The sequence below is a fragment of the Agathobaculum sp. genome, assembly GCF_050946325.1.
Classification (GTDB): domain Bacteria; phylum Bacillota; class Clostridia; order Oscillospirales; family Butyricicoccaceae; genus Agathobaculum.
The window spans coordinates 1-6,188 of the sequence record NZ_JBMNUP010000112.1; the positions used below are offsets into that span (position 1 = coordinate 1).

7 protein-coding genes are annotated in these 6,188 nt (G+C 55.7%); all 7 read right to left on the minus strand.

Annotation, left to right across the window (positions count from 1 at the left end; translation table 11 throughout):
• The coding region (locus ACOYIE_RS08395) for an MBL fold metallo-hydrolase (protein ID WP_433412270.1) at positions 1 to 263 on the minus strand (263 nt) is incomplete at its 3' end.
• Between the two features lie 14 nt (positions 264 to 277).
• Entirely contained in the window at positions 278 to 733 is a 456-nt protein-coding gene (gene dtd / locus ACOYIE_RS08400) for a D-aminoacyl-tRNA deacylase (protein WP_433412272.1), read from the minus strand.
• An 81-nt stretch (positions 734 to 814) separates the two neighbouring features.
• Positions 815 to 2,992, minus strand: a complete 2,178-nt coding sequence (locus ACOYIE_RS08405) for a RelA/SpoT family protein (RefSeq protein ID WP_433412274.1) — start codon at positions 2,990 to 2,992, stop codon at positions 815 to 817.
• A 17-nt stretch (positions 2,993 to 3,009) separates the two neighbouring features.
• On the minus strand, positions 3,010 to 5,085 hold the full coding sequence (recJ, locus tag ACOYIE_RS08410) for a single-stranded-DNA-specific exonuclease RecJ (RefSeq protein WP_433412276.1): 2,076 nt from the start codon (positions 5,083 to 5,085) through the stop codon (positions 3,010 to 3,012).
• Positions 5,086 to 5,108: 23 nt separating this feature from the next.
• On the minus strand, positions 5,109 to 5,315 hold the full coding sequence (locus ACOYIE_RS08415; RefSeq protein WP_433412278.1) for a hypothetical protein: 207 nt from the start codon (positions 5,313 to 5,315) through the stop codon (positions 5,109 to 5,111).
• A 104-nt stretch (positions 5,316 to 5,419) separates the two neighbouring features.
• Positions 5,420 to 5,575 (minus strand): hypothetical protein, encoded by a 156-nt coding sequence (locus ACOYIE_RS08420; protein ID WP_433412279.1) that lies wholly within the window; start codon positions 5,573 to 5,575, stop codon positions 5,420 to 5,422.
• 297 nt (positions 5,576 to 5,872) lie between these two features.
• Positions 5,873 to 6,097 carry a hypothetical protein gene (locus ACOYIE_RS08425; protein ID WP_033117135.1) on the minus strand — a complete coding sequence of 75 codons (225 nt, stop codon included), beginning with the start codon at positions 6,095 to 6,097 and terminating at the stop codon, positions 5,873 to 5,875.
• Positions 6,098 to 6,188 lie beyond the last annotated feature (91 nt).

The window sequence follows — 6,188 nt, forward strand, 5'->3', positions numbered from 1 at the left end:
CGGCTGAGCAGCCACAGGTCGCCTTCCGGCACAACATACTGTGCGCCGGTCGCTTCCAGCACCTCATGCGCCGCCAGAATATGGTCAAAATGCGCATGGGTCAGCAATACATACTTGACATTCAGTTTTTCCTCCTGCACTGCATGCAGGATAGAGGAAGCGTTATCGCCCGGGTCAATCACCGCGGCCTCGCGGCTCTCGGAATCGTATACAATATAACAATTGGTGCCAACCATGCCGACACAAAGCTGCATAATATTCATTGACATTCTCCTTTTTATCTGGCGCGCATCTCCGCCGTGTCCATCCACAGCGTCACCGGCCCGTCATTGCACAAATCCACCTGCATATCCGCGCCAAACTCTCCCGTACCGACCGGCAGGCCGCTTTCCCTGCAGCGCGCGATAAACGCCTCATACAGCGGAACGGCCGTCTCCGGACGGGCTGCCGCAGTAAAGCTCGGCCGGTTGCCCTTTTTACAATCGCCGTACAGCGTAAACTGCGATACGATCAGCAGGCCGCCGCCCACGTCGGCAAGCGCCCTGTTCATTTTTCCGTTTTCATCTTCAAATACCCGGCACTTGACGATTTTATCCGCCAGATATCGCGCGTCATCCGCAGTATCGCCGTCCGTAATGCCGAGCAGGACCAGAAAGCCCCGCCCAATCTCTCCATGCACCGCGCCGTCAATCGCAACCGACGCGCGCGACACACGCTGGATCAATGCTCTCATCTCTTATTATGCTCCGTTTCTGCCCGCGAACACCGTTCACGGCATAAAATCCTTTTTCTGCGTGCGCAGATTCCGCAGCGCTTAGTTCGTATCCACCGTTCTTGTCACGTCCAGCACGCCTTTGATGCTCCGCAAACGGCTGATCAGGTTGTCCAGCTGGTGTACGCCCGCAACATCGACCAGCGCGTTAATAATGCCGAAGCCGTCGTTCAGGTCACGGGCTGACAAATCATGCACATTGATCTTGCATGCAGCCAGCACGGTCGTCACATCGCTCAATACACCAATATGGCTGCGCGTCGATATCTGGAGACCGGTGGAAAAACGGCTGGTTCTGTCACTGCTGGCCAGGTCCTCGTCCCACCAGGCCTTTACCCAGCGTTCGGGGTCCTCGTCCACATGGACATTCGTGCAGTCCCGCCGGTGAATGGAAACGCCGTAGCCGCGCGTCACAAAACCGATGATCTCATCCCCCGGAATCGGGGTACAGCAGCGCGCAAATTTCACCAGGCAGTTATCAATGCCTTCCACAACCACGCCGGTTGTGCTCTTGGAAGTGCGGCGCGGCGGCTCCTGCGGATGCGCCGCGCGCTCGGCCTGCTCATGCTGACGGCGCAGCCGGCCGACATCGTCCTTCACCTTGTTGATGACCTTGGTCAGCGTAATGCCGCCGTAACCGATGGCCGCATACAGTTCGTCCAGCGTGGCAAACGAAAATTTGTTTAAGGTGTTTTTCTGTATGTCTTCATTCTCATAAAAGCTGTTATACAGCAGGTTTGCGCGCAGCTCACGGTCCAAATCGTCCCTGCCGTTGACGATATTCTCCTCCCGGCACTCCTTCTTGAACCACTGCTTGATTTTGCTGCGCGCCTCGGTCGTCTTGATGATTTTCAGCCAGTCGCGGCTCGGTCCGTGCGCCTCCTTGGAGGTCAGAATCTCCACAATATCGCCGTTTTTGAGCTGGCTGTCGATCGGCGCAATGCGGCCGTTGAGCTTGCAGCCCGTCATCCGGTTGCCGACCGCCGAGTGGATCGCGTAAGCCAGGTCAATCGGTGTTGCGCCCGCCGGCATATTCACCACGTCGCCCTTGGGCGTAAACACGAATACTTCGTCGGCAAACAGATCGACTTTGATATTTTTAATAAAGTCTTCCGCCTCGGTGTCCTGCTGGGCCTCCAGCATCTGGCGAATCCAGGCAAAGGCTTCCTCATTGCCCTTCTTGTCCAGTCCCTGCTTGTATTTCCAGTGCGCCGCCACGCCGTATTCGGCCATCTTGTGCATTTCTTCGGTGCGAATCTGGATTTCAAACGGAATACCCTCGCGTCCGATAACGGTGGTGTGCAGAGACTGATATCCATTGGGCTTGGGCGTTGAAATATAGTCCTTAAAGCGGCCCGGAATGGGTTTATACAGGTCGTGTACATAGCCGAGGACATTATAACAGTCCGCCACGCTGTCCACAATCACGCGAACCGCGCAGATATCATAAATTTCATTAATGGTTTTGTGCTGCGCATACATTTTCCGATAAATCGAATAGATATGCTTGACGCGCGCCGACAGTGCATGCCGGATATGCGCTTCCTCCAGCTTTTTCCCAATGCAGTCCTGAATCCGCTTCAGAAACTCTTCATGCTGCTCGCTCTGCGCTTTCAGTCCCTCTACAATCTCATTATAGCCAATGGGGTCCAGCACCTTGAGCGACAGGTCCTCCAGCTCCCACTTAATCCGGCTCATGCCGAGGCGGTGCGCAATCGGCGCATAGATCTCCATAGTTTCCAGCGCCTTATCGCGCTGCTTGCGCTCCGGCAGATACTGGAAAGTGCGCGCGTTGTGCAGCCGGTCGGCCAGCTTGATCAGAATCACGCGGATGTCCTTGGCCATCGCCATAAACATTTTGCGCAGGTCCTCAAACTGCTCCTGCTCCTTGGAATAGCGCAGCATGCCCAAACGGGTCACGCCGTCTACCAGTTCTGCAACCGGTGTGCCGAATTTGTTTTCAATCTCCTTGTAGCCAAACTCGGTATCCTCAATGCAGTCATGCAGCAGGCCGGCGCAGATCGAATCGGTATCCAGTCCCATTTCCACGATAATCTCCGCCACGGAAACGGGGTGGATAATATACGGTTCGCCGTTTTTGCGTTTCTGTCCCTCATGCGCGGCTGCCGCGCACTCATAGGCCGCACGGATTTTTCGGATATTGGCCTGCGGATTTTGTTTCTGCACCCGCTCCAGCAAAAAATCCAGTTTGTTTTGCATACTATTTCCCCCTTCGGCTATCCCGCCATACTTTGCAGCGTAGCCAGCACGACGGAACCCGATATATCCGCCTTGCCCTGATACGGCTTGAGCAGGATATTCAGCATACCCTCTTTGAAATGGTAGCTGATTAAGCTTGATTCCGAAAAAACATCCAGGCAAACGAACAGCTTGCCGATATTGATATCACGTCTGCTCTCCCACGAGATCCGGCGCGAAAGCGCGCCGTCCGGCACAGAAAGGCGTCCATCCTCCGCCCGGCAGGTGATATGCCGCCACACCGCAACCAGGTCGGCGCGGTCAGGCAGCAGAATGCGCGCCTGGCGCGCGGTCAGCGGGCCGTCTCCGATGTAAGTATTGTACAGATTCAGCAGCTTCTGGTCTGCCAGATGCTCGCACTCGCTCAGCTGCACATCGCACAGCGTAAGCTGCGGTGTGCGGCGGCCGCGGAACTCATTAATCTCAAGATGGAACGCCGCGTCAACCATATTGCCCTGCGCAAAACCCAAACCGCCCATTCCCGTGCCGAACAGCATGGCAGAAAAACGCTTTCCGTCCTTCACCAGCGTCAGACGAACATGCCGGTCGCTTGAAATAGGCGTAATATCCTCCACCGTCATATTCCGCATGCAGAAAACCGGCTCCGGATTTTTCATGCCGTACGGCTCCAGCACGGACAGCGCACGGATATTCTCCAGCGTAATCCAGTCGGGCTCAACCTGGCAGTCGATCGGAAGCTGCGGCATCAAATCCGCCATGGTGACATGGCTCTCCGCATAGGCGCGCAGGCGTGCGCGCAGCTCCTCAACCTTATCTGCCGAAACCGTCAGCCCTGCGGCCAGTTCATGCCCGCCGTAACGCTGCAGCAAATCACTGCACGAGGTCAGCGCATCAAACAAATTGAAGCCGGCCACCGAACGGCCCGAACCCTTGCCCGTACCGTCCTCATCCAGCGCAATCAGCACAACCGGGCAGCCATATCGGTCGCACAGACGCGAGCACACGATGCCGACCACGCCGTGATGCCAGCCCTTGCCCGCAAGCACAATGATTTTGTCTTCCACCGGATTATATTCTGTGCGCAGCCGCGCAAGCGCCTGGGTTAAAATCTGGTTTTCCTCATTCTGCCGCAGTTTGTTCTGCTCGCACAGCGCAGCGGCAAGTTTCTGCGCGCGCACCGGATCCTTGGTCAGAAACAGCTCGGCTGCCAGTTCAGCCCTGCCCATCCGTCCCGCCGCATTGATACGCGGCGCCAGCACAAAGCTGATGGTGGACGAGGTCAGCCGCCGGTTCTTCATCCCTGCTTCGCGCAGCAGCATCTCCAGACCCAGGTTGGACGTTTCCGCCATTTTGCGCAAACCGGCGGATACCATAATCCGGTTTTCGCCGACAATCGGCATCACATCCGCCACCGTGCCGAGCGCAATCAGATCCGCATACTTTTCCAGCACCGGAAGGGATGCGCCTTCCAGCGCGCAGATCAGCTTAAAAGCCACGCCCACGCCGGCCAGGCTTTCAAAAGGATAGCCGCAGTCAGGGCGTTTATAGTCAACAACCGCATCAGCGTCAGGCAGCGTTTCGTGACATTCGTGGTGATCGGTGATAACCACCTGCATGCCCAATGCGCGCGCAGCGGCAATTTCTTCATTCGCCGTGATGCCCGAATCCACTGTAATCAGCAGCCGCGCACCCTCCTCATACAGCTGCTCTATCGCAGCGGGGGACAGGCCATATCCCTCGTTCAGGCGGTTGGGGATATGATATGTGCATTGCGCGCCCATGGAGCGCAGATAGTCCACCAGAATACAGGTGGCGGTGACGCCGTCCACATCATAATCGCCATACACAACAATCGAATCGCCATTTTGCACCGCGCGGCGGATGACAGCAGCCGCCTTGTCCATATCGGTCAGCGCAAAGGGATCGTGCAGGCCCGCGGGATCAGCCGCCAGATAATCGGCCGCTGTCTGCGGCGTATCCAGTCCGCGGGCAGTCAGCACCGCGGCGGTCAGCGGCGCATAGCCGCCTCCGCTGGCGAGGGCGCGCACACGCGCTTCATCCGGCGCGGCCACCACCCATCGTTTTAACTTCATAAAGCTCCCTCATTTATTTTCAATTACTTATTATTATACCAAAACGCTGTTAAAATCTCAACATTTTTATGCAATTTGCAAAGTCCCAATTCGCCTTTGTCTTTCCTGCGCGCACACTTGCGCCGGATCGCGCAGTTTCTTTCAGCCAAAAGCATAAAATAAAGGGCTTTCCGGCGGGAGAAAGCGCCTTTTACTGCACAGGAAACTGCGTTTATCACAACTTTTTTCATGCCGCCGTGCCTGTACGGGCGGCTTTTGTTGTATTCGTGCTTCTGTGAAATTGCCGTGTCAATGTCAATTTCGGCATATCCGCAATAATCAAGGACGCGAATAATCACGTCGGCAAGCTCGATCGGTATTCTTCCAGTGCTTCGGATACCTCCGAATGAATGAGTGCCAAAACTTCCGGAAATCCGAGTTCTTCGTCCCACCAGCCGTGATCGACGGCGTTTTCGTGAATTTGCTTTGCAACCTCGTTAATTCCTGTCATTGTTTGCGCTCCTTTCTTCGCCGCTGTTGCTTTCGCCCGCGTCCCTTTGACAATCGCACGTTTCCCCGTTGTCAAGGTGTGCGCCGCAATGGTCGCATACTTTGTATTTCAATTCTTCTGTACCTCCGTTCTTTGAAATAATTAGACGGCGCAAGCCGTCCACGCATAGCGTCAAGCCGTGTTCGCGAAGGTAGGCGCGGCGGCGTTCCGCCTCTGCCGCTTCCCATCCACAATGCTCGCACCCGCTACAATCTTTTTTCTTTGCCTTTTCCGGAAGTGTGCATATATATTCCACGTTCACACCTCCAGCCGCATAACCTTTTTGATCCGTGCATCAAGCACAAGAACCCGCGTCCCGTCCCCGATACGCCTTTCAATGCTCTGTTGCATTTTCTGCATATCCTCTTCACGAAGGAACGTTTCTGTCATAAGGATTAAAAGCCCGTTGCCTTTCAGCCCTTCAACCTCTTTCACGGGAATTTCTGCGCCATCTGCGCGTCTGAAAAATAAGCCTTCGTTCATTGCTTCACCCGCTCCCCGTTATAGATAACTACCATAGAAGGGAAGGGCGCGGGATCGCTCGCGTTCCCTTCGTCGTCTGTGAAGCGAAGCC

What these genes read in the sequence shown, in the direction of transcription:
- dtd (WP_433412272.1), bottom strand. Translation starts at nt 733, where the DNA reads ATGAGAGCATTGATCCAGCGTGTGTCGCGCGCGTCGGTTGCGATTGAC.
- ACOYIE_RS08405 (WP_433412274.1), bottom strand. Translation starts at nt 2,992, where the DNA reads ATGCAAAACAAACTGGATTTTTTGCTGGAGCGGGTGCAGAAACAAAAT.
- recJ (WP_433412276.1), bottom strand. Translation starts at nt 5,085, where the DNA reads ATGAAGTTAAAACGATGGGTGGTGGCCGCGCCGGATGAAGCGCGTGTG.
- ACOYIE_RS08415 (WP_433412278.1), bottom strand. Translation starts at nt 5,315, where the DNA reads ATGAAAAAAGTTGTGATAAACGCAGTTTCCTGTGCAGTAAAAGGCGCT.
- ACOYIE_RS08420 (WP_433412279.1), bottom strand. Translation starts at nt 5,575, where the DNA reads ATGACAGGAATTAACGAGGTTGCAAAGCAAATTCACGAAAACGCCGTC.
- ACOYIE_RS08425 (WP_033117135.1), bottom strand. Translation starts at nt 6,097, where the DNA reads ATGAACGAAGGCTTATTTTTCAGACGCGCAGATGGCGCAGAAATTCCC.